General features: G+C 75.1%; 2 protein-coding genes and 1 pseudogene. 1 reads left to right on the forward strand and 2 read right to left on the reverse strand.

Annotated features, from left to right (window positions below):
• Positions 1 to 157: 157 nt before the first annotated feature.
• The gene (locus ACZ6JE_RS15015) at positions 158 to 787 is read right to left on the reverse strand and encodes a TetR family transcriptional regulator C-terminal domain-containing protein (RefSeq protein ID WP_464319453.1); all 630 of its coding nucleotides are present in this window, start codon (positions 785 to 787) and stop codon (positions 158 to 160) included.
• Positions 788 to 838: 51 nt separating this feature from the next.
• Between ACZ6JE_RS15015 and ACZ6JE_RS15020 the strand changes: the two genes are divergently transcribed.
• Positions 839 to 1,312, forward strand: a complete 474-nt coding sequence (locus ACZ6JE_RS15020) for a GNAT family N-acetyltransferase (protein ID WP_192060732.1) — start codon at positions 839 to 841, stop codon at positions 1,310 to 1,312.
• 549 nt (positions 1,313 to 1,861) lie between these two features.
• On the opposite strand, the pseudogene ACZ6JE_RS15025 reads toward ACZ6JE_RS15020, so the two are convergent.
• A pseudogene (locus ACZ6JE_RS15025) lies at positions 1,862 to 2,408 on the reverse strand (hypothetical protein); the annotation flags it as partial.

The raw sequence follows: 2,408 nt of genomic DNA on the forward strand, positions 1-2,408 counted from the left end.
GATGCCGACCGAGCCGCTGCAGGGCCTCGGCCGTGGCCATGGCGGGGCGGGGCGGGGCGGCGTGGCGTGGCACGGCGGGGCGGCGTGGCACGGGGCGGCTCGGTGCGGTGCGGTGCGGCACCAGGCGGCAGTACCGCCCGGGGCAGGCTCGCCGAGCTCAGCCGGGAAGGCGCCAGCCGAGAGCATCGGACACGGCCCGGTCGAGCACCGCGCGTTGTCGCACCGGAGGCCATCGCTCGGGATCGCCCGCCGCCAACGACGACACTCCCTCGACCGCTGCGGCGAGCGCGGCAGCCCGCACGGTGACGTCCCCTGCGGCGCCGTCTTCGGTGGCGCCGGATTCGGTGGCGTCGGCTTCGTCGGCCGCCGTCAGCAGTCGCGCCAGCCGGTCGGCGAAGGCCCCGCTGTTGTCCGCGTGGCGCTCGACCAGCACGGGGTCGCTGAGCGCGGCGGCCAGGAACCCGATCCAGACGCGGGCCTCGGCGAGGGTCGCCTCGTCGGTCGGCAGGGCCGCTGCGACCACGGCCCGCAGCGCCGCCGCCGGGTCGCTCGCGTCGGACTCGACCCTGTCGGCGCGGAGCCTGGTGCGTTCGTGCAGCACATCGCGCGCGTGCAGCAGGAGGGCCTGCTTGTTCGGGAACGTGTGGAGGACGAGCCCCGTCGTGCACCCGGCCCTCTCGGCGACCGCCCGCAGCGTGAGGCCCACGGGCCCCCGGTCGGCGAGCGTCGTGAAGACGGCCTCGGACAGGCGGAGGCGGGTCGCGTCGGCGTCTCGGGTGCGAGGCATGACACACAGCGTAACGCCTGTTACCGTAACGATCGTCACGAAAGGACGAGCATGACCTGGCAGATCGAGACCATCCCCTTCGACCACCCCGAGGCCGACCAGCTGCGCCGCGCCCAACGCCGCGAGCTCGACGCCCGATACGGCAGCGACGACCACGAACCGGGCGCGGTCCCGACCGCCTCCGACGTCCCGGTGTTCATCGTCGCCCGCGACCCCGACGGTCGGGCGGTCGCCTGCGGCGGCCTCCGCCCGCTCGACGACGCCGTGGTCGGCCCGGACACCGTCGAGATCAAACGCATGTTCGTCGAGCGGACCGCTCGCGGCTCGGGTGTCGCGACCGCCGTGCTGCGGGCGCTCGAAGACGCCGCCCGGGGGCTCGGAGCCCGACGCGTCGTGCTCGAGACCGGCACCCTGCAACCCGACGCGATCCGCTTCTACGAGCGCGAGGGGTACGAGACCATCCCCGGCTTCGGCCCCTACGCCGGCGCCGACCTCTCGGTCTGCTACTCCCGCGACCTGCGCTGATTCCGCGTCGGCAACTCCTGCCTCCTGACGCGCGACACGGCGACACGCGGCACCATCGCACCCAGCACCGCACGGAGCAGGAGTTGCCGACCGCCCCCGCACGAGCACCAGCCACCGCGAGCACGCGCGCACCGGGAGTCCCGAGCGCCCCGCGAGCACCGCGGCCCCCGACACCCCCGCGTCGGCAACTCCTGCCTCCCGTCACGCACCACGGTGACACGAGGCACCGGCGGCACCCGGCGTCGCACGGAGCAGGAGTTGCCGACCACCCCCGCCGACCCCGCCAGCACGCGCACCCCGAGCATCGCGAGCAACGCCGCCCCCCGACGACCCGGCGCGCGTCGGCAGGTCCTGCCTCCTGACGCGCTGGCCGCCCCGACGCGTCGCCCGGGCTCTCGTTCGCGCACGAGTCCGGAGTTGCCGACGGGACTACGCATCCCCAGACCCCGGCCGCCAGCCCAGGGGCGGGGCCCAGGCCAGGGCGGGAGCCCGACTCGCGGCTTGTGCCGCACGAGCACCGGCCCCTCCGGGCCGCCGCGCCCGACCCCGCTACGGGTACCCGACGAACCAGAGCAGCACCACGGCGACGGGCTGCAGGGCGATGCCGCCGACGAGCAGGGACCTCCGGAGGCGCGGCGACGGTGCGATCGCGGGGTGCCCGAGCAGCGGCGCGATCGGCATGAGCAGCCGCGGCAGACTCTGCTGCGGCAGGAACACCGCCACGAGATACAGCACGTAGGCCGCCGAGTACGACCAGACCTCGATGCCGAGCGACCGGGTCGAGCGACGGGAGAAGAACCACGCGACGGCCGCCAGCACGCCGACCACGACGACCGCCCCGGCTACGCCCAGGAAGGTCGTCGCCATCACGAACCACGGCGTCAACGGCGCGAAGTGCTGACGCCCGACGAATCCGACCCACCACGAGAGCTCGGTGTCGAGATAGGCCCCCGACCGCCCGGTGACGACGTCCGCCACGACCGGCCACGCGAGACCCGCCGCCGCCACGACGAGCCCGGTGACGACGAGCGAGACCTGCTCACGCCTCCCGAAACCGTCGCGCCCCGAGTCAGCCCCGGGCGCACCCCCCGCACCC

The sequence above is a fragment of the Frigoribacterium sp. AC759 genome, from assembly GCF_979256015.1.

Coding starts and splice junctions, on each gene's coding strand:
- ACZ6JE_RS15015 (WP_464319453.1), bottom strand. CDS start 787: ATGCCTCGCACCCGAGACGCCGACGCGACCCGCCTCCGCCTGTCCGAG.
- ACZ6JE_RS15020 (WP_192060732.1), top strand. CDS start 839: ATGACCTGGCAGATCGAGACCATCCCCTTCGACCACCCCGAGGCCGAC.